Annotated in this window: 20 protein-coding genes; 14 read left to right on the forward strand and 6 right to left on the reverse strand. The window is 54.1% G+C overall.

Annotation, left to right across the window (positions count from 1 at the left end; all coding sequences use genetic code 11):
- Positions 1–129: 129 nt before the first annotated feature.
- Positions 130–2,148, reverse strand: a complete 2,019-nt coding sequence (metG, locus tag AAC019_RS05520) for a methionine--tRNA ligase (protein ID WP_339897610.1) — start codon at positions 2,146–2,148, stop codon at positions 130–132.
- A 241-nt stretch (positions 2,149–2,389) separates the two neighbouring features.
- Between metG and apbC the strand changes: the two genes are divergently transcribed.
- From apbC to AAC019_RS05535, 3 genes are all read left to right on the forward strand, one after another.
- A complete protein-coding gene (gene apbC / locus AAC019_RS05525; RefSeq protein ID WP_339897611.1) occupies positions 2,390–3,481 on the forward strand; it encodes an iron-sulfur cluster carrier protein ApbC in 1,092 nt (363 codons plus the stop codon).
- 494 nt (positions 3,482–3,975) lie between these two features.
- Positions 3,976–4,866 carry a lytic polysaccharide monooxygenase gene (locus AAC019_RS05530; RefSeq protein ID WP_339897613.1) on the forward strand — a complete coding sequence of 297 codons (891 nt, stop codon included), beginning with the start codon at positions 3,976–3,978 and terminating at the stop codon, positions 4,864–4,866.
- A 177-nt stretch (positions 4,867–5,043) separates the two neighbouring features.
- A complete protein-coding gene (locus AAC019_RS05535; RefSeq protein ID WP_339897614.1) occupies positions 5,044–6,468 on the forward strand; it encodes a mechanosensitive ion channel family protein in 1,425 nt (474 codons plus the stop codon).
- A 15-nt stretch (positions 6,469–6,483) separates the two neighbouring features.
- Here AAC019_RS05535 and AAC019_RS05540 read toward each other — a convergent pair whose 3' ends face one another.
- Complete coding sequence (locus tag AAC019_RS05540) at positions 6,484–7,392, reverse strand: ChbG/HpnK family deacetylase (RefSeq protein ID WP_339897615.1); 909 nt, start codon at positions 7,390–7,392, stop codon at positions 6,484–6,486.
- Between the two features lie 235 nt (positions 7,393–7,627).
- Between AAC019_RS05540 and dcd the strand changes: the two genes are divergently transcribed.
- The 3 genes from dcd to AAC019_RS05555 all read left to right on the forward strand — a co-directional run bounded on the left by dcd (position 7,628) and on the right by AAC019_RS05555 (position 10,370).
- Entirely contained in the window at positions 7,628–8,197 is a 570-nt protein-coding gene (gene dcd, locus AAC019_RS05545; protein ID WP_339897616.1) for a dCTP deaminase, read from the forward strand.
- Between the two features lie 328 nt (positions 8,198–8,525).
- Positions 8,526–9,377 (forward strand): putative porin, encoded by an 852-nt coding sequence (locus AAC019_RS05550; RefSeq protein WP_339897618.1) that lies wholly within the window; start codon positions 8,526–8,528, stop codon positions 9,375–9,377.
- A 162-nt stretch (positions 9,378–9,539) separates the two neighbouring features.
- Positions 9,540–10,370 carry a putative porin gene (locus AAC019_RS05555; RefSeq protein ID WP_339897619.1) on the forward strand — a complete coding sequence of 277 codons (831 nt, stop codon included), beginning with the start codon at positions 9,540–9,542 and terminating at the stop codon, positions 10,368–10,370.
- Between the two features lie 78 nt (positions 10,371–10,448).
- Here the strand turns inward: AAC019_RS05555 and aroA are convergent, their stop codons facing one another.
- Positions 10,449–11,732 (reverse strand): 3-phosphoshikimate 1-carboxyvinyltransferase, encoded by a 1,284-nt coding sequence (aroA, locus tag AAC019_RS05560; protein WP_339897620.1) that lies wholly within the window; start codon positions 11,730–11,732, stop codon positions 10,449–10,451.
- A gap of 106 nt (positions 11,733–11,838) precedes the next feature.
- On the reverse strand, positions 11,839–12,831 hold the full coding sequence (locus tag AAC019_RS05565; RefSeq protein ID WP_339897621.1) for a Gfo/Idh/MocA family oxidoreductase: 993 nt from the start codon (positions 12,829–12,831) through the stop codon (positions 11,839–11,841).
- Between the two features lie 86 nt (positions 12,832–12,917).
- Between AAC019_RS05565 and AAC019_RS05570 the strand changes: the two genes are divergently transcribed.
- The 6 genes from AAC019_RS05570 (at position 12,918) to AAC019_RS05595 (ending at position 19,317) form a co-directional block, all read left to right on the forward strand.
- Complete coding sequence (locus AAC019_RS05570; protein WP_339897622.1) at positions 12,918–13,466, forward strand: NUDIX hydrolase; 549 nt, start codon at positions 12,918–12,920, stop codon at positions 13,464–13,466.
- A 217-nt stretch (positions 13,467–13,683) separates the two neighbouring features.
- Positions 13,684–14,811 (forward strand): porin, encoded by a 1,128-nt coding sequence (locus AAC019_RS05575; protein ID WP_339897623.1) that lies wholly within the window; start codon positions 13,684–13,686, stop codon positions 14,809–14,811.
- Between the two features lie 33 nt (positions 14,812–14,844).
- On the forward strand, positions 14,845–16,839 hold the full coding sequence (gene betT / locus AAC019_RS05580) for a choline BCCT transporter BetT (RefSeq protein ID WP_339897625.1): 1,995 nt from the start codon (positions 14,845–14,847) through the stop codon (positions 16,837–16,839).
- A 47-nt stretch (positions 16,840–16,886) separates the two neighbouring features.
- Positions 16,887–17,597, forward strand: coding sequence for a divalent cation transporter (locus tag AAC019_RS05585; RefSeq protein WP_339897626.1), 711 nt, complete (start codon positions 16,887–16,889; stop codon positions 17,595–17,597).
- 40 nt (positions 17,598–17,637) lie between these two features.
- Positions 17,638–18,381 (forward strand): TIGR01458 family HAD-type hydrolase, encoded by a 744-nt coding sequence (locus AAC019_RS05590; RefSeq protein WP_339897627.1) that lies wholly within the window; start codon positions 17,638–17,640, stop codon positions 18,379–18,381.
- A gap of 30 nt (positions 18,382–18,411) precedes the next feature.
- Positions 18,412–19,317 (forward strand): Gfo/Idh/MocA family oxidoreductase, encoded by a 906-nt coding sequence (locus AAC019_RS05595; protein ID WP_339897628.1) that lies wholly within the window; start codon positions 18,412–18,414, stop codon positions 19,315–19,317.
- Positions 19,318–19,389: 72 nt separating this feature from the next.
- Here AAC019_RS05595 and AAC019_RS05600 read toward each other — a convergent pair whose 3' ends face one another.
- The gene (locus AAC019_RS05600) at positions 19,390–19,776 is read right to left on the reverse strand and encodes a hypothetical protein (protein WP_339897629.1); all 387 of its coding nucleotides are present in this window, start codon (positions 19,774–19,776) and stop codon (positions 19,390–19,392) included.
- A gap of 27 nt (positions 19,777–19,803) precedes the next feature.
- Positions 19,804–21,012, reverse strand: coding sequence for a sodium/glutamate symporter (gene gltS / locus AAC019_RS05605; RefSeq protein ID WP_339897630.1), 1,209 nt, complete (start codon positions 21,010–21,012; stop codon positions 19,804–19,806).
- A 336-nt stretch (positions 21,013–21,348) separates the two neighbouring features.
- Between gltS and AAC019_RS05610 the strand changes: the two genes are divergently transcribed.
- Positions 21,349–23,247 carry a metallophosphoesterase gene (locus AAC019_RS05610; protein ID WP_339897631.1) on the forward strand — a complete coding sequence of 633 codons (1,899 nt, stop codon included), beginning with the start codon at positions 21,349–21,351 and terminating at the stop codon, positions 23,245–23,247.
- Positions 23,248–23,572: 325 nt separating this feature from the next.
- Complete coding sequence (locus AAC019_RS05615) at positions 23,573–24,553, forward strand: malate dehydrogenase (protein WP_339897632.1); 981 nt, start codon at positions 23,573–23,575, stop codon at positions 24,551–24,553.
- Positions 24,554–24,626 lie beyond the last annotated feature (73 nt).

The raw sequence follows: 24,626 nt of genomic DNA on the forward strand, positions 1-24,626 counted from the left end.
CATTCTCAATTAGGTTGATTGGGCATATGCTTATAAATAGTTAGTGGAGTACGGGTTACGGAAAACGGATCAGAGCTTGAGGCCTCTTGCATGCCTTGTGTCGCTCCCCGTTCTCCGTTCCCCCTCCCTTTACATCACCCGTTGGCCAGGCTCGGAGCCGCTGTCGGGCTCCAGCAGGTAAATCTCGCTGCCACCGGGGCCGGCGGCCAGCACCATGCCTTCCGACAGGCCAAACTTCATTTTACGGGGCTTGAGGTTGGCGACCATGACGGTCAACCGACCTTCGAGATCTTCTGGCTGATAGGCCGCTTTAATACCCGAAAACACATTGCGGGTTTCGCCGCCCAGATCCAGCGTTAGCTGCAGTAGTTTATCGGCACCCTCGACATGCTGCGCTTTAACGATGCGCGCTACCCGTAAATCCACTTTGGCAAAATCGCCAAACTCGATTTCATCGGCGATGGGCTCGTCCGCCAGTGGGCCGGTGGCGGCGGGCTTGGCTTGCGCGGCGGCCTCTTCTTTACTGGCTTCAACCATGGCGTCTACCTTGTCTTTGTCGATGCGTTGCAACAGTGGCTTAAAGGCATTAATGGTGCCGGTGCGATACGCAGGTGTATCGTTCCAGTCGAGGGTTTCGCCTAAAAACGCTTCGGCGCGCCCGGCAAGCTCGGGTAATACCGGCTTAAGGTAGATCATCAGGGCTCGGAACATATTGATGCCCAAGCTGCAGACGCTTTGCACTTCTTGCTCGCGGCCAGGCTCTTTCGCCATGGCCCAGGGGGCGGCCGCGGCAATGTACTCATTGGCGGCATCGGCCAGCGCCATAATCTCGCGCATGGCCTTGGAAAAATTGCGTGCCTCGTAGTGCCCGGCGATGCTCTCGCTGGCCGTCACAAACCGCTGCCACAGCTCGGTATCGGCAGGGGTAGCGCTGAGCTCGCCACCGGCTTTACTGACAAACTTAGCGGTGCGGCTGGCGATATTTACCACCTTGCCCACCAAATCCGAGTTTACCCGCTGGACAAAATCGTCCAGGTTTAAATCCAGGTCGTCGACATTGGCGGTGAGCTTGGCGGCAAAGTAATAGCGCAAATACTCCGGGTCCAGATGTTTTAAGTAGGTCTGGCCGTTAATAAAGGTGCCGCGCGACTTAGACATCTTTTTGCCATTAACGGTGACAAAGCCGTGCACGTTTACTTTGGTGGGCGTGCGCATATCGGCCGAGTGCAACATGGCGGGCCAAAACAGAGCGTGGAAGTTAACGATGTCTTTACCAATAAAGTGGTGCACCTCGGCGGTGGAGTCTTTGTGCCAGTACTCCTGCCAGTCGATGCCGTTTTGCTCGGCAAAGTTCTTTAAGCTCGCGATGTAGCCGATAGGGGCATCCAGCCACACGTAAAAGTACTTATTGGGGTGGCCCGGAATTTCAAAGCCAAAATAGGGCGCATCGCGCGAGATATCCCACTCTTGTAAATCGGCGTCGAGCCACTCGGCCACTTTGTTGGCCACTTCATCTTGCAGGTGACCGGCGCGGGTCCACTGTTTTAAAAACTCGGAAAACTCCGGCAACTTAAAGAAAAAGTGCTCCGACTCTTTAGGCACCGGGGTGGCGCCGGTGAGTACCGATACCGGGTTGATTAAGTCCATGGGGGCGTAAGTCGCGCCACAGGCTTCGCAGTTGTCGCCGTACTGGTCGTCGGTTTTACACTTGGGGCAGGTACCTTTAATGTAGCGGTCGGCCAAAAACAGCTGTTTCTCTGGGTCAAACGCCTGCACGATTGAGCGCTGGGCAATATGGCCGTTGGCCTCAAGCTTGGTGTAGATCTGCTCGGCCAGCTCGCGGTTTTCGGGCGAGTGGGTGCTGTAGTAATTGTCGTGCGCGATCAGAAAGCCTTTAGAAACCTCAAGGTGCGCCGCGTGCATATTTTTAATGTGCTCTTCGGGGCTAATACCTTGCTCTTCGGCCTTAAGGGTAATCGCGGTGCCGTGGGCGTCGTCGGCACAAAAGTAATGGCACTCGTGACCGCGCAGGTTTTGAAACCTCACCCAGATATCGGTTTGGATCTGCTCCATAATATGGCCCAGGTGCAGCTCGCCATTGGCGTAAGGCAGCGCGCTGGTGACCATAATCTTGCGGCGTGTGCTCATAGTCTCGACGTTTACTCTCGTTAGTGGCTGTGGTGCGCGGCCAATGAGCCGCGCAAGGCCAGTCGCACGGCGGCAACGGGCGCAAAAATGGAGCGGCACTATACCATTTTCATGCTGTTTTTGCTCGGCGTTTCAGGGCTTTAGCGTTGGGTTTTGGTTTCTGTGGTTGGATTTTGCAACTGTGCCCCCACCAATAGGGCAACAATTTCTTTCAGGGCGCTTGCCAGAGGTTACCCACACTATGACTGATCAGACCGAAATTGCACATGTACTCGGCGCTATCGTCGACCCCTACAATGGCGCCAGCCTTGAAAGTTTAGGCGCAATTCAGTCGGTGTCGGTGACGGGCGGAAAAGTAAATGTTGCCATCGAGCTGGGCTACCCGGCGGCCCGCGACGAGCGTTTGGCGCAGTTGGTGCAGCAGGCGCTGTTAGAACTGGACGGGGTCGAGGCGGTGGATCTCGATTTAAGCTGGAGGGTGACAGCGCATCCGGCGGCCAACTCTGCTCAGGCGGTACCGGGCGTTAAAAATATTATCGCTGTGGCCTCGGGCAAAGGCGGGGTCGGTAAATCCACAACCGCTGCTAATATAGCCCTGGCGCTTGCCGCCGAAGGTGCCCGGGTTGGGGTGTTGGATGCTGACATCTATGGCCCAAGCCAGCCGCAAATGCTGGGCGTGGGGCAGCGCCGGCCGCAAATAATTGGCGAGGGCAAGGCGCAGCAAATGCTGCCCATCGAGGCCCACGGTTTGCAAACTATCTCAATGGGGTATCTGGTTACCGAGCAAACCCCGATGGTGTGGCGTGGGCCGATGGTCAGCGGTGCGCTAAAGCAACTGCTGACACAAACCCGCTGGGATGAGCTGGATTACCTGATTATCGATATGCCCCCCGGCACTGGTGATATTGCCTTGACGCTATCGCAAAGTGTGCCGGTCACCGGAGCGGTTATTGTTACAACGCCGCAGGATATTGCGCTGCTTGATGCCATTAAAGGCATTGAGATGTTTCGCAAGGTGCATGTGCCGGTACTGGGTGTGGTGGAGAACATGGCCACCCATGTGTGCAGTAACTGTGGTCACGAAGAGGCGATTTTTGGTGCGGGAGGCGGTGAGCGCATTGCAAAAGAGTACGACACCCAGTTGCTGGGTTCGCTGCCGTTGTCGTTAGACGTTCGTCAGCAAGCTGACGGCGGCGCGCCCTCCGTAGTGGCCGAGCCGGATGGCAAGCCGGCGCAGGCTTACCGGGCTATCGCTTTGTCACTGGCTGCTCGCCTGTGGCGTGTTGCTACCCAGGCAGCACCCGCTACGGTGTTTAATCAGGTGGACGACTAGCTGTCAAAATAAACACAAAGCAAACTTATAGAAATATAAAATATTCTTTTATATTTCTATAAGTGCTTAATTGAAGTTGAAATAAAATTAGCCTTGTATATTTCGTTATGTGATTAAAAGTTTGTTTCTTTGTGATTTTCAGCACGTCGATTACTTTAACGGTGCATTTTTGGCACGTTAAGTAACGTTTTGCCCTGATTGAGTGCTTGTTAGTAAGTAACATTCGTTATACTCCTTGTTGAAACTAAATAACCCCTGTGATTATATTCAGACGTCCCTGAGGTATAGGGAGCCTGATGCGGTCGCACGCCGATGGGGTGTGTGATTGAGATGCTCAGGCTTGCAACGTTTTACGCCGCGCGGGTGACGGCTGTGCCAGACAACGTTGTCTGTCGTGTTCGATTAGGGCGAACGATGGAAAGTAGCAGAAAGGATTTTAGTCATGCGCCGGGGTAAAGCACCCGTTAGTGATAATGTTAAAGAGGGTATTACGGATGAATGCAAAATGGTTAAGTCAAAAAGCTTTTAAAGGTATGTTGATTGGTTGCGTTACGGTAGCCAGCTTAAGCGCCACCTCGATGGTAAGCGCTCACGGTACCATCACCTCACCCGCTAGCCGTATTTGGAACTGTAAGTCAGAGGGGGCCGAAACATTGACCTCTGCGGCATGTCAGGCGGCAAAAGCCGAAAGTGGCACTCAGCAGTTCTACGATTGGAACGGTATCCGTCAGGGCGCTGCCGGCGGTAATCATACCTCGGTAGTGCCAAACGGTGAGTTGTGCTCCGGTGGTGATCCGGGCACATTTGGTGGTATGGATCTGGCGCGTACCGACTGGGTTGCTACCGATGTTGGTGGCTCGCAAACCTTTAGCTGGTACAACTCGGCGGCTCACGCTACTGATTATTATCGCTACTACATTACCAAGCCAGGCTACGATCCAACTCAGCCTTTGGGTTGGGATGACCTTGAGCTAATGCTGGAAACACCACCCGAGGCGGCTGAGCACTATCCGTCGCACCTGGTTAACTTGCCAGCTCGCAATGGTCGTCACGTGGTTTACGCCGTATGGCAGCGCTCGGACAGCCCGGAAGCTTTCTACGCTTGTGTGGATGTGAAGTTTGATAACGGCGGTGGCAACTCAAGCTCGTCGACCAGCTCAAGCTCTTCTTCTGTGTCGTCTAGCAGCTCGTCTTCAAGCTCACAAACCGGCAATACCTGTGTTGGTATTCCAAACTGGGGCACCGGCGATACTTACACCCAAGGCGATCAAGTGCGTTACAACGATAGCCGCTTTGAAGCCAAGTGGTGGACTCGCGGTGACGTACCGACCGAGCACGATGCTCAGTGGGACGTGTGGATCAATCAGGGTTCTTGCGAGAACTAATAGCGCAACCCGAAATAACACGGATGTAATAAAAAGCCGCTCCTTCGGGGGCGGCTTTTTTGTGTCTGACGGTTATTGATGAGTGCGCGTTAGCGCGCGCGCCGCTCCAGTGGTAAAGCGCAACCATTACCGCGTAGTATGAAGACTCTTCTGTAAGCTAATTAGGGCGGTGCGAGCATGATAAAGGACAACAATGGTCTGGCCGGACGCACAGGGTTGCTGCGATTTTTATTATGGCTTGGTTTGGTGTGCTCCGGAGTTAGTTGGGCCGAGGCTCCGGCGCAAGAGTTTGGCCAACGGGAGGACGCTAAACTCGATAGTGCCGGGCGTGTTATCGAACCGTCGGCGCCGTCGCAAGATGCCGAGATACAATCCCGCCTCAGGGCTATTTTGTCCAGTTCTGAGCAGTTTACGGATTTGGAGGTTCGGGCTGACAATGGTTTGGTGTTTTTACACGGCACCAGTACCAAGCCGGATTTTGTTGATTGGGCGAGCGAGGTTGCCAAAAACATCGATGGTGTTGTGGCTGTGGTTAACAATATATCGGTGGCCCCGACCGATTACTTAAGTGGCGCCACCTTAACGGCTGAGTTCTCTAAGGTGTGGCGGCAGTTTGTACAGGCGCTTCCGTTATTGCTGGCGGCAGTTATTACGTTTCTGTTTTTCTTTTTTATCTCGCGCCCGGTGGCGGCATTCTTGGTTCGCCCGGTAGGGTTTATGACGGACAGCTCGTTATTGCGGGTGGTTATGCGGCGGCTTGTGGCCGTTTTTATATTACTGCTAGGCTTTTATTTCTTTTTGCGTATCGCCGGGTTAACGCAATTTGCTCTGGCGTTAATGAGCGGCACAGGCTTGCTGGGTTTAGTGGTTGGCTTTGCGTTTCGCGATATTGCCGAGAATTTTATCGCCAGTTTGCTGTTAAGCGTGCAGCGACCGTTTCGTTTGGGCGAGGTGATCGATGTCACAGGGTTTCGCGGAGTTGTGCAAAAGGTGACAACACGGGGGACGACGCTAGTGGATTTTGATGGCAACCACATTCAAATCCCTAATGCGATTATTTATAAGAGTGTGATTCAGAACTTCTCGGCCAACCCTAATGTTCGTGGCAGTTTTGATATAGGCGTTGGCTACGATGCCAATGTGCGCTTTGCTCAGGAAACCGCGATGGCGTTAATGCTCGAGCACCCGGCGGTGTTGAGTGACCCCGAGCCCCAGGTGCTAATTGATAGTTTGGGCTCGTCGACCATTAACCTGAAGATTTATTTTTGGGTGGACGCTGCCGAGTACAGTGTTATTAAGGTGGCCTCGGCGCTGATGCGGCAGGTGGTTCGTGCCTTTGAGGCGGCGCAGGTATCCATGCCGGATGACGCGCGGGAAATCATCTTCCCTCAGGGCGTGCCCTGGGTGGGCCCGGAAGGTGATGCCGTGCCGCCACCGGAGGCATCGGAGGGCACCGCTCGGGTGCCCCAGCAGGCTATCGCACCGGAGGCTAAGACCGCAGACGCCGGCAGGTTATTGGATGATCTGGCGAGCGATACCGACGATATTCAACAGCAAGCCCGCCGCTCCCGTGACCCGGAAGGCGGCGCCAATATTATTTAACTCGCGCGCCACGGGTTATTGCTGGGCAAATGGGTTGTCTGTATCGGCGTAATTGATAAGGTTGATATCGCCGCGGCGAAAGCGTTTTTGAACCTCGGGCGATAGCAGCATGTCGAGCTCAGTGGCGCGGTGCTGCGAGACCAATGGCGCCATATCGGCGGTGTTCATAATCGGATTGTTTAAATCGATCAGTGCCTGCATCTCGGGGTTGGGGCGTGCGGCGTGCAAAATGACAACATTCACCTTGCTGGCATCCAGCTCGTTATCTAGGTGCGCTAAAAAGGTGTCCGCTTTTTCTTCGATGGGCACGTCAAACATGGTGCTGTATGCCTCACCCATGCGCATTGACATTCGCAGCTGGTATTTTTGGGCAAGTTCGGTCACCACCTTAACCATCTCATCCGTGGCCAGTGCGGTACGCATATGGTAATCGACATACGCAATCGGCAAGCCTGTGTCGATGGCGCGCTTAATCTGCGCTTCTAGCTCCAGCCTGACCTCATCAAGGTTAATATCCTGCGCCAAAAACTCAGCGGTGGATGGGTAAAAGTAGCCGGTATCGTTGATTAGGCTTGGCACCTCGTTGCGCCCGGCGATGGGCCCCCAGCGGTAATGGCGCCACTCGGCGTTAAGGGTGAGGTGCACGCCCACCGAAATCTGAGGGTTCGCCCGTAAAATCTCTACGGCCTCCTGATACCAGGGGGTGGTGAACATGACCGAAGCGGCAAACGGGATCTTTAAGTCGGCAATATCCTGTAGGCCTTGATTGGTGGCGTGGGTCATACCGATGTCGTCCACCCGAAGAATCAGTTTGGCGGGTTCGTCGGCCATGGCGTGGGCGCTAAGCGCCGATGCAGCCAATGCTATGGCTAAGGCACCAGTGGCTGCTAGCCATGTGTGTAATGCGCGAGTGAGTAGCTTCATGCCGGCGGCTCCGTTGTTATCGTGTCGGTATTGTGAATAAGCGGCTACGCTGAGTATTGAACCGTGGGACAACGTTGTCAATCGGAGTTTGGTAAAGTACTGTTGGCTGGGACCTTGCGTTAATTGGGAGGCGTAAAGTCGCAGGCTATAGGCGCCTTGCGAGTGACGCTCCCAATATGAGACAAAAACCGCTATTATGCGCGCCGGAATCACATTGCAATGAAAGGGGGTCACAATGAGTATCAAGTCCGATAAGTGGATGCGCCGTATGGTCGAGCAGCAGGGCATGATCGAGCCGTTTGAGCCGGGGCAGGTACGTTACGGGCCCGACCAGCAACGCATTGTGTCCTACGGCACCTCTAGCTATGGTTACGACGTACGCTGCGCCGATGAGTTTAAAATTTTTACCAACGTCTACTCGTCGGTGGTCGACCCCAAGAACTTTGATGAAAACAGCTTCGTCGATGTGAAGAGCGATGTGTGTATTATCCCGCCCAACTCCTTTGCGCTCGCGCGCACCGTCGAGTACTTTCGCATACCGCGCTCCGTGTTGACGGTTTGCCTGGGTAAGTCGACTTACGCTCGCTGCGGCATCATCGTCAATGTCACTCCACTTGAGCCCGAGTGGGAGGGTCATGTGACTCTGGAATTCTCCAATACCACACCACTGCCCGCCAAAATTTACGCCAATGAAGGCGTGGCTCAAATGTTGTTTTTTGAGTCCGACGAAGAGTGTGAGACGAGCTATCGCGATCGCGGTGGTAAGTATCAAGGTCAGCGCGGTGTTACCTTGCCAAGGACATAAGTCCTTGGTGGGTTTTTAGTGTGTTGAAAAATTATTTACAAATCTAAACTTTTTCGCATCCCTCCCGAAACTTTCTGTTTTTATAGACGTCCTATAGCTTGTTCATAGAGTGCACACATTGATGTGTATTTTATCTGGAGGCTTTGCTACAGGACGTTACCGTTCGTTCCTCCCGCTTACTGATTTTTAGTACATCAAATTTAACGAATTTCCGCGCTTGATAACGCGGCACGGCTTCGGCTGGCCTGCGATTAGGGCCTGCTTGAATGATTAATAAAAAGCGGTTTAAGCCGCACTTAATTTGGGGTGCCATTTTTAAGGAGTTTTTATGCGCATTACCGTAGGACTAATAGCATCCGTTGGTTTTTTAACGTCGGTGCAAGCTTTAGCCGAGACCTATCAGTGGGAGGTCGAGGGTGGATATCGCAGTAGCGAAGAGTCAGCGCCGTATTTTTATGGCAGGGATCGTGACGCCTATAGCGTGTCAGCTAAGTATTATTTTTCGCCCGTCTCTACCGTTGGCCGGCCACTGGCCGAAGCGGCATTTTTAGCGCGAGCCAGCAGTCTTAATCTTCTGATGGATCACCACAAAGACACGTTTGATCAAACCTATTGTTCCAGTGAGGGGGATTGTACGACCATTAAGAGCGACGACTCTGAGAGTGGATTGGGTGTGGGTTTTGAGTATTACGTGCCCGATAGTATTTTTTATTTTGCGGGGCAGGTTAAGCAAAATCACCGGGATATGAATACTTATTATACGAATGGTGAGCGTGAGTGGTATGGCTCCCAAAACAGTAACCGGACATCATGGGCTGCGGCCGTGGGTGTGACGCCGGTGGACGGGTGGTTAATTGCCGCCAGAATCGGCGAGCAGAACGACTTTAATGGCAGCGAAGAAACCATTGAAACCAAGTATGTTTTACCGCTGGGTGAAAACGCACTCAAATTAACGGCTGCTTACTATGTGGATGGCTATGACTACCGCCACCGCGACTGGGAAGCCGGCGCTGATTATTTCTTTACTCCCTCGTTTAGTATCGGCGGCACCTACGCCGATGGTGACAGCTACGGCGTGCGGGCCGAGAAGTTCTTTACTGAGTCTTTTAGCGTGTCGGCGGAATACGAAGATGGTGATTACGAAGAATCCTTTGGGGTTTCGTTAAAAGCGCGTTTTTAATCGCATTTTTTGCAATCGCTACTTTAGTAAACAGCGCTGGGTGGGTACACTAGCGCTGTTATTTTGGGCAGCCCAAGCCTAGGTGCACGACTCAATAAAAACAAAAGTCCAGAGGTGTATCAGCCTTTATGGAGAGCGTTTAACTTACGACAAGGAGTTTGTATGAAACGAGTATTCTATGGCGCGTTACTCAGCGCTGTTAGCCTGTCTGCGATGGCAGATCCCTATAGTTATCAAGTAGAAGTCGGTGGTAATTATGAGTATGTCGATGGCGGCTTGTTTGATAAAGACGATAGCTTTGGTGCCTTTGGTACTTATTATTTTTCTCCGGTACAGCTAGAACAGCACGCTTACGGCGAGGCGGCGTTTCTGGAGCGCGCGAGCTTTGTGACATTGTATGCCGGATACTCTGATAACTCTCGCGATTCTGCGCCTTGCGCGATATGTACCGGTGCATTGGCCAATGAAGAGCGTCAGCACTACGCCGTGACGGTAGGCGGTTATATTGCCAATACTATACTTTATAGCTCTGCTACCTACGCCTACCGACACTTTGAGGCAGAATATACGGATGATAGGATTTATTCCGACTCAAGAACAACCTGGTCTGCCGAGCTAGGTGTGGCACCGCTGGAAGGGTGGCTTCTTACTACTGGCTTCTCAGAGTATGCGGCATTATTTGAGCACGGCTGGAATGTGAGCAGTAAATACGTGGGCGAGTTGGATAATGGGCGTTCCTACAATGTAGAGGGCACTTATAGCGACATTGATAATGGCCCGAGCAGCTGGACAGTGGGTGGAGATTTTTACTTTACGCGAGCGTTCAGCATTGGTGGCACTCTAGGCGAGCACGATTATTATACGTTGCGCAGTCGATGGTTTGTTACTCCCGATGTTAGCTTGAGCTTAAAGATGGTGAATTCTGAAGAGCTGGGGTACGTTTATTATGAAGAGCCAAATTATTACACACTGGAGCTGACCGGGCGCTTTTAAGTCACGCTTGAATATAATTTGAGCATCAAAAAAGCCGGCGATATCGCCGGCTTTTTTGTGCGTGTAAGCTTTGCTGCGTTACCGGGTAATCCGCGCAAACTCATCAAAGTAGGTCGGGAAGGTCTTAGACGTACACTTGGGGTCGTTAATGACAATTTCGGCATCGCCAAAACTTGCCAATGAAAAACACATCGCCATGCGGTGGTCGTTGTAGGTATCGATAGCCGCGGCTGTTAGCTGCTCGGGTGGTTCGATGTAAATATAGTCCTCGCCTTCATCGACGGTGGCGCCTACTTTGCGCAGCTCGGTGGCCATGGCTGACAAGCGATCCGTCTCTTTAACGCGCCAGTTGTAGATGTTGCGAATACGGGTTGGCCCCTTGGCAAACAGTGCGGCGGTGGCGATGGTCATGGCGGCATCGGGAATATGGTTTAAATCCACATCGACACCTTTAAGGCTGCCGGTGCCGGTAACCTCAATCCACATGTCCGAGTAAGTCACCTCGGCGCCCATTTGCTTCAGTACCTCGGCGAATTTTGCATCGCCCTGAATGCTGGCGCTGCCGGTGCCGTGCACTTTGACCGGGCCGCCGCCGATAGCGGCAGCGGCTAAAAAGTACGAGGCCGATGAGGCGTCGCCCTCTACCATAATCTCGCCGGGCGATTGATAGGTTTGTTTGCCGCTGACGTTAAAGCTTTGGTAATTGTTATTGGCAACCGTGACACCGAATTTCGCCATGGTGTCGAGGGTAATATCGATGTAAGGCTTGGAGACCAACTCGCCGTCGACCTTAATGACCGTATCGCCATTCAGCAGCGGCGCTACCATCAGCAGTGCGGTAAGGTATTGGCTTGAGATATTGCCCTTGATGCTGACCTCGCCACCGGCCAGTGCTTTACCTTTAATGAGCAGCGGCGGGAAGCCATCGTCTTGCTGGTAGCTAATGTCGGCGCCCAGTTGGCGCAGTGCGTCTATCAGATCGCCAATCGGGCGCTCGTACATGCGCGGCTCACCGGTAATGGTAAATTCGCCGGCGCTGGCGGCCAGGGCCGCGGTGAGCGGGCGCACCGCCGTGCCGGCGTTGCCCAGGTATAAAATCGCGGCCTCGTCGATGGCAAACGTGCCGCCCTTACCGGTAAGGGTACAAGTTTGTTTATCGGCGCTTAACTGGTAATCCACCCCTAGCGCGGTAAGCGCTGTGAGCATATGGCTGACATCGTCACTGTCGAGCAAATTGGTAATGGTGGTTTGACCCTTGGCCAGCGCGGCCAACAACAGGATGCGGTTGGATAGGCTTTTGGAGCCCGGCAGGGTCACTTCGCCCCGAGCGGAGGTAACGGGTGGTAGGGTCAAGGTTTCCATAAATAGCCGGCTCGCGTCAGAAAAAGGCGATATTTTACCGGAAACCGCCTACTTTGCGCTACGGGCAGGGGCGAATCATTCGCCCCGCGCGAGGCCTGCTGTTTTGCTACTCAAAGTCATATTTAAGCGGCAGTTGCTCGCGGATACTGTCCAGTACCCGCATGATGCCCAGTGTCTCGCCCAGAGGGATAATGGGGCTCTCAATCTCGCCGGCGCGGATACAGCGGGCCGCTTCGCGCACCTGAAAGATAAAGCCATTATCGGCGTTGGTGTGAGTATGCTCTTTTTGTTCAGCCCACTCGCGCCCATCCAGGCTGCGCATTGAGAAGGTGCCTGAGGATTGAAAGTTGGGGTAATCAATTCGGCCAGTTTCGCCAAATAAACTCACCTCTTGCCCCAGCAGTAAATTAAAACTGGTGTTGATCGTGGCGATACAACCGGAGGGAAAGACCAGCTGGTAAGAGGCAATTTCATCGACGCCGGTATCGCTAAAGTGGCAGTGACTGTGGATACTGCGAGGCAGCTCGCCCAACCAGTAGCACAGCATACTGATGGGGTAGATGCCCATGTCCAGTGTCACGCCGCCGGCGAGCTTAGGGTCGATTAAACGCGGCAAGTAGTGGTCGGGGGCGATACCGCCGAAGTTAACATTGGCAATTTTAACCTGGCCGATACAGCCTCTGTGCAGCGCGTCGCGCAGCGCCACCATCGAGGGTAAAAAACGGGTCCAGATCGCCTCCATTAAAAAGACACTGTGGCGCCGGGCGCAATCGATGAGAACCTGTGCTTGTGCTGCATTAACCGTAAAGGGCTTTTCGATGACCACATGTTTGCCGTGGGCCAGCGCGAGCAGGGCGTTATCGGCGTGAAAGTTGTGGGTCGTGGCAATGTAGATCACATCAATGTCGTCGCGAGATACCAGCCGGGCGTAAGTTTCACTCTCAATGCGATGCTGCTCGGCAAAGGCCTGCGCTCGCTCGGGGGATTTAGAGGCGATGGCCACTAGCTCGTTGTCGGGCTCAAGCGTTATGGCTTCGGCCATTTTATGGGCAATAATGCCGGCACCAATAATGCCCCAGCGAATAGATTGGTTGGACACAGGATCTCCCTATTGTAGTGTGATGTTGGCCGACGCATCGACCCTAAGCGCAGCAAAGCGTGGCGTAATTTAGCTCAGGAGTAAATATGAGTGATGCAAAGATAGCTCAGTTGAGCAGTAAAGAAGTGTATAAAAACCATTGGTTGCGGGTGCGTGAAGACCGTGTTCGCCGCCCCAGTGGCGCTGAGGGCGTTTACGGCGTGGTCGAGAAACCCGACTTTGCCGTGGTCGCAGCGATTGAAGACGGTCATATCTATTTAGTGCAACAGTATCGCTACACCGTGGGGGAGCGTTTTTGGGAGATGCCTCAAGGCGCATGGGAGCAAAACCCCGACGCGGATCCGGCGTTGTTGGCCGCCGGTGAGTTGCGCGAGGAGACGGGTTTGGTGGCCGATAAAATGACTCAGCTGGGCTATCAATATTTGGCATATGGTTTTTGTGATCAGGGTTATCATATTTATTTGGCCGAGCAGCTCACCCAGCTCGAGCGCAAACTGGATGCTGAGGAAGAGGATTTAGTGGTGCAACGCTTTAGCTTGCAGCAAATGCATCAGATGATTCTGGAGGGGGAGATACGCGATGCCACCACGGTTAACGCCTATGGCTGGTTACACTGGCGAGGTTACCTGACGTAGTTTCTGGCGGGCCTCAAGCCCTGTGCCCGATTGCAAGTGGGGTGGGGTGGTCTATAGTTTTATGGCGGACGTATAGAAATCAGTCTAAGTCATCCTACGCTTGGGGGCACCCTCAGAAATAAGCCACCGGTTTGCGCCGTCTCTCTAATACTGCGCAAACCAAGTGGCAGCGCAACACCGATCACGGAATCATTCACTGACCAGATGAGATCGAACAATGAAATTTCCGCCAGAGCGCAGCTACACGATAACAAGCCTGTCACTGGTAGCCGTGGGGCTGTGCTTGTCGCCCTGGTGTGCAGCCCAGTCCGAGGAGGATGCCGCCGCCGATCCGGCCAGTAACCTGCTGTCGGCGGGGGTGTGGGGTACCTACCAGTATTTACCCGATGACCCGGCAAATAAAAACAGTGGTGGTGAGTTTACCGGTGAGGCGCTGATTTTATACGCCGATGGCGATGCCGGAGACACAGGAAGCTGGCTCTACTCGGCTGAGTTTCGCGCCGGCCCCGGTAGCTTTACTGACCCGGCGAACAACTCCACCGGTGACGAATTCACCCTGCATAAGGCTTGGGTGGGCTGGCAGTTGGGGCAAAACAACACGGTGCGAGTGGGTAAGTCGCAAGTGCCCTTTGGCTGGAAGACCAGCAATTTCTGGCCCGGCGATATCCTGCTGGCAGGCTATGGCGACCAGATGGATGTCGGCGTAAAGTTAACCGGTGGCGCCTATAATTTGCATTATGACGCCGCGTACTACCACGCCGACGACTGGGGTAGCACCAGTACCGACACGGTGGATGACAACGGCCACTGGGGTAGCTCCACGACCTACCGCAAAGTCAAAACCTGGGTTGGGAACGTCTCTTATGCGCTGACGGAGCAGCACGCGATTGGCGTGTCGCTGCAGAGCGGAAAATTGCAGGATTTAACCGGTGACCCCAGTCGCCCTGTGACCGGAAGCCACGAGGCGGCTGTGGTGTATTACGAGGGAGTGCTGGGTGACTTTTTCTCTAAGGCGTCTTACATAGCCGCCTCGCGTGACTTGCCCGAAAGTTACGCAACCAGCGCCCAGTTACCCTCTAGCATCAAAAACCAGCGGCTCGCGGCAGAGGTGGGCTACAACATCGGCCCATGGGCAATTTATCTTGATGCATCGGCGGCAGAGCCAGACACCCAGGGCAGTAACGCCAGTAGCATTAAAGCGTTGGCACCGGGCGTCCGGTACGACTATGGCCCGGGCTGGGTCTATTTAGAGTATCTCAATCAAGATGGCTACATTGACCGCAATGGTCAGGTCGGCGAGGGTGACTTTGAAGCGCTGTACTTATCGTTAGACTTTTATTTGTAAATTAATAATTCATCGTTTGTGAATGGGGGAGTTATGGCGTCTGAAGACGTGTCAGAACGCGCAAAAGAATCGTGGATAAAAATAAACCCGCCGGTCTTTTTTGGTGCCGGCGGTTTGTGTTTGTTATTTGTGTTGTTTGCGGTGCTTGTGCCGGACACGGCCGAAACCTTGTTTGGGGCGGTGCAAGGCTGGGTCATTCACTCGGCCGGCTGGTTTTATATTTTGGCGGTAGCGCTTTTTTTGCTCTTTGTGGTGATCTTAGCCTTCTCTGACTTTGGCCGTATCAAGCTTGGCCCGGATCACAGCGAGCCGGATTACAGCTATGCGTCGTGGTTTGCCATGCTGTTTTCCGCAGGCATGGGTATTGGCCTGATGTTTTTTGGCGTGGCCGAGCCGGTGATGCACACCATGAGCCCACCCGTGGGTGACCCTGCAACAGCCGAGGCCGCCCGCGAGGCGATGCGCATCACCTTCTTCCACTGGGGTGTTCACGCGTGGGCGATCTACGCGGTGGTGGCTTTGTCACTGGCGTACTTTGCGTTTCGGCACAACCTTCCGCTAACGATTCGCTCGGCGCTTTACCCGCTGATCGGCGACAGAATTTACGGGCCTATTGGCCATGCCGTGGATATTTTTGCAGTGCTTGGCACCTTGTTTGGGGTGGCGACATCGCTGGGCTTTGGCGTCATGCAAGTGAATGCCGGGCTGAACTACTTGTTTGATATTCCCATTGGTACCGGCATACAAATTTTGCTGATTGCCATTATTACGGTATTTGCCACTATCTCTGTGGTGCTTGGTCTTGACGGTGGTATTCGTCGCGTGTCCGAGCTCAACCTTATTCTTGCGGTCGTGTTGTTAGTGTTTGTTATTGTCGCAGGGCCTACGGTTTATTTATTGCAAACCTATGTGCAAAACATTGGCTATTATCTGTCACGTATCGTCGATACCACTTTCAATTTATACGCCTATGAACCAACCGGCTGGATTGGCGGCTGGACGCTATTCTATTGGGGGTGGTGGATCGCCTGGTCACCGTTTGTGGGGATGTTTATCGCGCGGGTGTCACGCGGCCGCACGATTCGTGAGTTTGTGATTGGCGTACTGATGGTGCCGGTGGGTTTCACCTTTTTGTGGATGACCTTCTTTGGCAATACAGCTATTCACATGATTATCGATCAGGGGATGACGCAACTGGCCGATGCGGTAGCGGCAGACACCTCGGTGGCGTTATTTCAGTTTTTTGAGCTGCTACCTTTTTCAACTATTGCCTCGTTGTTGGCAACGGTGCTGGTAATTACTTTTTTTGTGACCAGCTCCGACTCCGGCTCGCTGGTGGTGGATATGCTTACCTCTGGCGGCGAGGGCGATGATACGCCTGTGTGGCAGAGAATCTTCTGGTCGGTTGCCGAGGGCTTTATCGCAGCGGCGCTGCTGCTCGCGGGTGGGCTGCAAGCCCTGCAAACCGCCACCATCGCCAGCGCACTGCCGTTTACCTTTGTTATGTTGCTGATGTGCTGGGGGTTACTGCGTGCGCTGCGGCTGGAGATCGTGAAGCGCACCAGCTTGCGCGATGCGATGTTGGCGCCTCGGGTTGCCCACAACCCGGTGAGTTGGGAAAAGCGCTTGTCGCGCATTGTACGCAACCCTAAACGCGATGAGGTGCTTGCCTTTTTAGAGTCCACGGTAAACTCGGCCATGGCGCGAGTGGCCGAGGAGCTGGGCAAAAAAGAAATACGCGCTCAGGTGGAGAGTGATGAGAATGACCGTGTCTGGCTGACAGTCTACCACGGCGATGAAGCCGACTTTTTTTACTCGGTTCATGTGCGTCCCTATACTCCGCCGTCCTTCTCGATGCGAGACACACGCGCTAATCGCGGTGAAAAACTGCGTTACTTCCGCGCCGAGGTCTATCTCAAGGAGGGTGGTCAGGATTATGATGTTATGGGCTGGAGCGAGGAGCAGGTGATTGCCGATGTGCTCGATCAGTATGAAAAGCATATGCATTACCTGGACGCTGTTCGTTAATGGCGCCGCGCCCTGATTAACCCACTGTCATCTTTAAGGAAGCGTGTGTGCAGCAAGAGTTAGTGATTGTCCTAATCACCTGGGCGGCGGGTGTCACCGCATTAGTGGGTGGCCTGGCCGCTCGTTTTGAAACCTTCCGGGAAAGCGTCGCTAAACAGGAGTTTATTCACGCCATCGTGGCTTTTGGTGGCGGGGCTTTGTTGGCGGCCGTCGCTTTTGCCTTGGCGCCCCATGGCATGGAAACGCTGTCGCCACTGGTGCTGGCCATTAGTTTCTGTGCCGGGGCATTACTCTTTTGCGGCCTGGATGCCTTTTTGGCCAAACGCGGGGGTACTTTTTCTCAGTTTTTGGCTATGTTGATGGACTTTATTCCCGAGGCGCTATCGCTGGGGGCTATTTTTGCCGGAAACCGACAAATGGGGTTAGTGCTGGCGGCGTTTATCGGGATGCAAAATTTACCCGAGGGATTTAACGCGTTTCGCGAACTGAAAAAAAGCGGTGTGTCCGGGGCCGTGATATTGTGGGTCTTTTTGGGGGTTAGCTTTTTAGGGCCAGCCGCCGCGTTAGTGGGCTATTATTTTTTACAGGGTCGCGAAGAGGTCACGGCCATTGTGATGACGTTTGCCGCCGGCGGTATTTTGTATCTTATTTTTCAGGATATCGCGCCGCAAGCGACCATGCGCCGTCACTGGACACCGCCCCTGGGCGCGATTTTAGGCTTTTTAGTGGGTATGTTAGGTACGGTTGTTATTGCCTAGAGCAGATGCTTTGTTGGGCGATAATGGCCTGGGAGCTACCATGGCGATTAAAGCAGTCTTCTTTGATTTGTCGGGCGTTATCTACGATGGTGATACTCTGTTGCCGGGCGCGCTAGAGACACTGGCACACCTTCGCGAGCAACGTTACACGCTGCGTTTTGTTACTAATACCGCCACTAAGTCGCGTGCACAGATATTAACGAAACTCCAGAGTCTTGGTGTTCAATTGTCTTCCGCCGAATTGTTTACCGCACCCGACGCCGCCCAGGCCTTTGTGCGCCAGCACGAGTTAACCCCCTTCGCCTTGGTTCACCCGAGTATTGCGCCCTTGTTTGACAGCCCGGTTGAGCCAAACTGTGTTGTGCTGGGTGATGCCCGTGAAGCCCTTAATTATCGCAACCTTAATACAGCGTTTCGCCTGTTGCTTAAGGGGTGCCCTTTGTTGGTGATTGGCGATAATAAATATTTTCGCGAGGACGGCGAGCTCAGCCTCGATGCGGGGCCCTTTGCCCATGCGCTGCAGTGGGCGGCCGGCTGCGAGGCGCGCGTGTTTGGTAAGCCCAGTGTCGACTTTTTTAATCAGGTGGTGGCTACCACACACTACAGCGCGCGGCAGTGCTTAATGGTGGGTGACGATGTTCTGGGGGATGTCGGTGGCGCGCGCGATGCAGGGCTTGAGTCGGTGCTGGTTGGTACGGGTAAGTACCGCCGTGGCGATGAAGATGCTTTGACGCCAGCGGCCACTTTGATACCGACAGTCGCAGAGGTTACAACGCTGCTGTAACATAAACGTCTTTTATCCGAGACGTAATCTATGCGCATTGCCATGGTTGGGCTTGGGGATATTGCCCAAAAAGCCTATTTACCCGTAGTCGCACGACACCGTGCTGTTTCACCGATACTCTGTACCCGCAACACCGGCGTGCTGCAGCGTCTGGCGGGGCAGTATCGCGTGAGCGAGACTTATACCCACTACGATCAGCTGTTAGCCGCTAAGCCAGACGCGGTGATGATTCACGCTAGCACCGAAAGTCACTATTACCTTGCCCGTGCGGCGCTGGAACAGGGCATCGGGGTGTTTGTCGATAAGCCTATTAGCTATCAGCTAGCCGAGGCAGAGGCCTTAGTCGAGCTGGCTAAACACAGCAATACGCCGTTGTTTTGCGGCTTTAACCGGCGCTATGCACCTTTGTATCAGGCCCCTCTTGCGACGGCCCCCATACATTTACACTACCAAAAAAATCGTTATAACCTGCCGGATGATGCCCGGGTTTTTATTTACGACGATTTTATCCATGTGTTGGATTTTGTGCGGCAAGCGGCGGGTGTACAACAGGTGGCCGGGATCGAGCTGCAGGTGAGTGCCTATACGCCGCAAAATAAGCTCGGTAGCGTGAACGTCAGTTTTACCGGTCAGGGCGGCAGGTACTTTAGTGCGGCCATGAACCGCCTGAGCGGCCAGGCCCGTGAGCGCCTAGAGTACAGTAGCTTAAATGAAAGTTGGCAAATTGATAATGTCGCTAGCGGCATTCATTACCGTGAGAATCAAGCCTTTACGCTAGGCTTTAGCGACTGGGATGATACTTTGTACAAGCGCGGCTTTGTGGATATGTTTGAGGCATTTGTTGCTATGCTACAGCGCGGCGACGCTGATGCCCCGTACCTGGACGGCGTATTGGCAAGCCATCAATTGTGCGAGCGAGTGCTGCAGCGCCTATAGTGCCCTGCGCTCGCGGTTTATTCGCCAGCGCAGGGTGCAGGCTTTGGCATGCTAAGGTTTTTTTCAAGCCCGCTAGTAGGACATTAGGTTATCTGGCTCCGAGCGGTCCTCCACTTTAAGCTTTAATTCAAGGCCGCCATCTTTTACCGAGCTTTGCTCTCCGATAATAACACTGAGCTTGGGCTCTATTGTACGCCCGGCTGCGGTTAATTGTGTCTCGGCAAAGGCCGTATTATCGTTGTCGGAGGTAATCGTCAGGCTAAGCTCGTAGCCCTCGTCACCGCCGCTTCTGGTGACGCCTTTTTTACCGTTTGCCAACAGCATTGAGGGGGTCCCCAGTACCTCGCCGTCTGAAATGACGGTGGCCGAGACCAGGTAATCATTGGCCGCCTGAGCGTTAAAAACAACGCTGAGCAAGATGGCTGTGAGTAAAAATCCGGTTATCGTCGATCTATCCATGAGCGCTCCCGTGGGTTGAGGTCAGTTTTACCAGCTGCCCATCAAACCCAGACAGAGTTTGATGGTGGCAGCATTGAGTATATCGATAAAAAACGCACCGACCAAAGGTACGATTAAAAAAGCCTTGGGAGATGGCCCGTAGCGGTGGGCGGTAGCATCCATATTAGCGATGGCGACGGGCGTCGCCCCGAGCCCAAGGCCGGCAAACCCTGATGAAATAACCGCGGCATCATAGTTGCTTCCCATTACCTTGAAGACCACGTAAATAGAAAATAACGTCATCGCCAACGTTTGGATCAGCAGAACAAAAATGATCGGGGTAAAACTGTTGGCCAGTGACCACAGCTGTAAACTCATTAAGCTCATGCCTAAAAACAGGCTTAGGGACACCTCGCCAAACTTTGCGACGATCGCGTTGCTGACGGGTATTCTCAGATGGTCGGCGCCGTTGGTGAGTAGGATGCCGACAAACATGGCGGTTAAAAAGCCCGGCAGCAATATGTCCCGCTTTGACAGCAGCTGATTGGCCAGCTCGCCCAGCTGCACGCACAGCGCTAACATTAAAATAACGCCCAGCACCGAACCGAGGCTCCAGGGTTTGTGGTCGATTTCGGCTATCTCGGTTTCAATGTCATGCTGCTCCTGCGCATCGATTAGAGTGGGGGATAGCTGGTATTTCTCAATCAGCCACTTGGCGATGGGTGAGCCGATAATACCGCCGGCCACCAGGCCAAAGGTGGCAAAAGTGATACCGATAGCGCCAGCCTCAAAAAGCCCCGCGGCCTCGGCCTCGGCGCCCCAGGCAATGGCGGTACCGTGTCCGCCCGCCAGCGATACACTGCCGGCCATAAGCCCATAACCTAAGTGCACATCCAGCAGTGCGGCAAGGCTTACGCCGATAATATCCTGCAGCAGTAAAAACACGGCGGCAATCGCCACCAACTTAGCCAGTGCCCGCCCGCCGCTGGCTAGCGTGCTAAGTTTGGCGCTAAGGCCAATGGTGGAGAAAAACACCAGCAGTAAGAAATCTCGTATTTGCATATCAAACAGCAGCTGAATACCGCCGGCAAAGTACAACAGGGCCGTAAGCGTACTAAACGTAATGCCGCCGGTTACCGAGGGCGGAATGTTACTGTTGCCCAGAACGCGCAACCGCTGGTTGAGGTAGAGCCCGAGATAAAGCACCAAAATACAGATGATTAAGGTGGGAATGGGCGGTAATGTCAGTGTCGTCATAGCGTCCCTTGCGTTGCTGAGCCCAAACGGCTAGCCGGCTCTGGCCGGTAAACCTGATTATAGCGATATCGCCACGGGATGAAACATTTAGTGCTGCCTGCACGGGCTATAAGGAGGTAGCCTTACGCTACTGACAACGTCCAAACGGGGAGCTACATCAACCTCTGATGGACAACCACCTGTAAGAGAAACCGGCGAGTGATATGCATTTTCGCAATCCCCGCGCGGCGAATAGCTTAGTTGCCACACAGCAGTGGCGAAGCGATAGACATTGTCATCTTTGCTCGATTAAGCTCGGGTATTTAATGCGTTGATAAGATCGTTCAAGGACTGATTATGTTTATAGTATGCCCCCGTACCTGTCGTCATCTGACGCTACTGCTCGCTTGTGTGTTTGCCCCTCTGGTGTGGGGGCATGGCTCTGATGAACACCGCCACGATGGCGCGGCTGAGAGTACTGGGGATATAGTTCAAATCCATGCCAGCGACCTGGTGAACCCCTGGACGCATTTAAAATTTAACAACAACCCGGATGATTTTCAGTTTGCCATCGTTACCGATCGCACGGGTGGGTTACGCCCCGGAGTGTTCTCGGAGGCGGTGGATAAGCTCAACCTGCTGCAGCCCGAGTTTGTCGTTAGTGTGGGTGATTTAATTGAAGGTTATACCGAAGACCGCGCGCAGCTTGCCACCGAGTGGAACGAGTTTGACTCTATGGTTAAGCGCCTGGCCATGCCGTTTTTTTATCTGCCCGGTAATCACGATTACACCAACGAGGTTATGGCCGAGGTATGGCGCGAGCGCTACGGCGCCAGCTACTACCACTTTGTCTATCGCGATGTACTGTTTGTTATGCTCAACTCCAACGATGGTGGTAGCACTCACACTATGTCGGGTGAGCAAATAAAATGGCTAAAAGGCGTGTTAGCCGATAACCCCGAACCAAAATGGACGCTGGTGTTTACCCACGCCCCGCTGTGGGATCGCGACAACCAAGACCGTTGGAGCGAAGTAGAGGCGCTGCTCGAAGCGCGCCAGTACACCGTGTTTGCCGGCCATCACCATCGCTACGTCAAAACTGAGCGCAAAGGGCATAAGTATTTTACCCTGGCCACCACGGGCGGCATTAGCAGTATGCGCGGCACCCGCTTTGGCGAGTTTGATCATTTGGTGTGGGTCACTATGAGTGAACAGGGCCCGATTATCGCCAACTTGATGCTCGATGGCATATGGGACGAAGACGTGCGCACGGCGGCCATGCGCGATAATCAAACTAATATGATCGATAAAGGCCGGCTAGCGATGCCGGCGCTGCTGCACCGCGGCAACTTTACCGAGGGCAGCGCCGAGATGCGTTTTACCAACGACTCCGATTTACCCTTTACCGTTAGCACCAGCGCGCGCAGCAACTCGGGCTTTAGTGTGGTTAATGGGGCGAAACACAGCCTTACGGTGCCGCCGAATGAGGTGCGTACTTTACCACTTACCCTAAAAAGCATAGAGCCTGCTACCGGCAACCACGCGGCGGCCGAGATCGAATGGCAACTTGAGTATCTTGAAGACGGTAAACCCATCACCTACAGCGGCAGCCGAACACTGGCGCTCAGTCGCGAATACCCGATTGCTGTGCTTAACGACCTCGAGATAGACGGTAAGCTCGGCGAGTGGGCCGGCCAGACGTTTTTTAGCGCCGCTGATAACCAGTACTTTCAGGCTGAAAACTGGAGCGGTTTAAGCGATGCCGACTTTAGCTGGTCCGTGGCCGAAGGCGATCAGCACCTGGTGATTGCGCTTAAAGTGGAGGACGATCAGCTGGTACGCAACGACAGCCAAAATGTCTGGAGCCAGGATGCGATGCTTATTACTCTGGATGCGCGGCCCAAAGCGCGCCGTTTACTTAAGCAAACCTATGATAACCGCGTGCCGGGCGAGCGCTATATGGTGCTACAGCCCACCGCGCAAGGCTTTGTCAGCGATCTAAAAGGTGAGCCTAAAGTGCCCGATAGCGTGCGGCAGCGTGTGGTGTTGACGGATACCGGTTACACCGCCGAGATTGCCATTCCTTTTAGCGAGCTCGATGCGGACCATGGCAGCGAGTGGGACGGGGCGCGGCTTAATGTGCTGTTGCGCGATGTCGACCCCGGCGAGCCCGGCATGGTAGGGCGCGAGTGGTTGTCGGCCTGGGGCTATGAGTCGACGGTGGCCGGCAGCGGCAGTTTTTACCGGGATAAATAGGCCAAAGCGCCTATAAATCGCGCCCTGTCGGTGTAGGCATCCGGGCTGACAGGGTGGGCGGGCTCACCATAGATGAAATTTTCTCTCAATAGCCTATAATACCGGCCCGTCCAGACGTGGTAATGCCTTAACGCCCTAACCGTCATTCCCGTCTTGGTCCTCTGGCTAGCGCAACTCTTGCCAGCCTTGCGAGAACCCGGCTGCGTCCTCAACCTTGGGCGCCGGTTAGGGGTTCTGCGAGGTTCGCCGCCTTAGCCGGATCAATTACCTCACTGACAGGCGGTGCGGCAACCCCGCTTAAGCCTGCAAACTACGGAGAAATAAAGTGAAAGCACCCGTTCGAGTTACCGTCACCGGCGCCGCTGGTCAAATCAGCTATTCCCTGTTGTTCCGCATCGCCTCTGGCGCCATGTTGGGCGAAGACCAACCGGTTATTCTGCAATTGCTGGAAATCACTCCTGCGCTGGAAGCCCTAAAAGGCGTCGCTATGGAGCTGGACGACTGCGCTTTCCCGCTGCTGGCCGGTATGGTTTGCACCGACGATCCAAACGTTGCCTTTAAAGACAGCGATTACGCGTTGCTGGTAGGCGCCCGCCCGCGCGGACCGGGTATGGAGCGTAAAGATCTGCTCTCTGCCAACGCCGCTATCTTCTCGGTACAAGGCAAGGCGATCAACGATCACGCCTCACGCGATATTAAAGTGCTGGTAGTGGGCAACCCTGCTAACACCAACGCTCTGATCGCGCAGCGCAACGCACCGGACATTAACCCCCGTCAGTTCACCGCTATGATGCGTCTGGATCACAACCGTGCCCTGACTCAGCTGGCACAAAAAACCGGCAAAACCATCACAGACGTTAAAAATCTGGTGGTATGGGGTAATCACTCGGCCACTCAGTACCCGGACGTTCACCACGCGACTGTGGCCGGTGAAGACGCTATGAGCCTGATCGATCAAAGCTGGTACGAGAACGACTTTATCCCGACCGTACAGCAGCGCGGCGCGGCGATTATTAAAGCCCGTGGGGCGTCTTCTGCTGCATCTGCGGCTAACGCGGCAATCGATCACATGCGCTCCTGGGCGCTGGGTTCTCTTGAGGGCGATTGGGTCAGCATGGGCGTATACAGCGATGGCAGCTACGGCATCGAAGAAGGCCTGATCTACTCGTTCCCATGCGTTTGCAAAAACGGCGACTGGGAAATCGTGCAAGGCGTAGAGAACAACGAGTTCTCGAAAGGCCGTATGCAGGCTACCGAGCAAGAGTTGCGCGAAGAGCGTGACGCGGTTGCCGACTTGCTGCCATAAGCGGTAACAAGCACGTTAAAAAGCCCGCCTGAGGTTGCTCAGGCGGGCTTTTTTGTTTTTACGGCGGCTCCGC

This window comes from uncultured Gilvimarinus sp. (assembly GCF_963975215.1).
Classification (GTDB): domain Bacteria; phylum Pseudomonadota; class Gammaproteobacteria; order Pseudomonadales; family Cellvibrionaceae; genus Gilvimarinus.